The 413-nt window shown below is 66.1% G+C and carries 1 protein-coding gene and 1 rRNA gene; both read right to left on the bottom strand.

What is annotated here, in order from left to right; all coding sequences use genetic code 11:
- Window positions 1-121: 121 nt before the first annotated feature.
- A 5S ribosomal RNA gene (rrf, locus tag ABNF97_RS34440) occupies window positions 122-228 on the bottom strand.
- 6 nt (window positions 229-234) lie between these two features.
- Window positions 235-390, bottom strand: coding sequence for a multiple cyclophane-containing RiPP AmcA (amcA, locus tag ABNF97_RS34435; protein WP_502930598.1), 156 nt, complete (start codon window positions 388-390; stop codon window positions 235-237).
- Window positions 391-413: the final 23 nt, after the last annotated feature.

The raw sequence follows: 413 nt of genomic DNA, 5'->3' as shown, positions 1-413 counted from the left end.
CCCCAGGAGACCACGCCCACCGCCGCGACAGACGGCCCACCACCATGCCCAGAGCCCACCCACATCGATCAACAGTGATCAAGGCTGCCGGGCCGACGTGGCCAGCGCCAGGCGCGAATCATCGAGGCTAGCCCACACCCTCCCGAGTGCAGTACCATCAGCGCTGGAAGGCTTAGCTTCCGGGTTCGGAATGTAACCGGGCGTTTCCCTTCCGCCATAACCGCCGTAACCCTATCAACAACACAAACAACAACCCCCGACCCACACCCACCCGTGAGTGAGCAGCGGCGGCTCGGGCATCTGCTCCAGCGTCGTCGGACCGGTGTGCTCAGGTGGATCCCGACACCACGGTCGGCCGGTCGTCGCGTTGCGCGAGACGTACACCGTCATGGCCGCTCCCGGACGCGGGTGGA

This window comes from Plantactinospora sp. B6F1 (assembly GCF_040120695.1).
In the GTDB taxonomy this organism is placed as follows: Bacteria; Actinomycetota; Actinomycetes; order Mycobacteriales; family Micromonosporaceae; genus Plantactinospora.
This window is presented reverse-complemented; position numbering and strand designations above follow the sequence as displayed.

Excerpts from the sequence above, each read along its gene's own strand:
- amcA (WP_502930598.1), bottom strand. The coding sequence starts at position 390 with ATGACGGTGTACGTCTCGCGCAACGCGACGACCGGCCGACCGTGGTGT.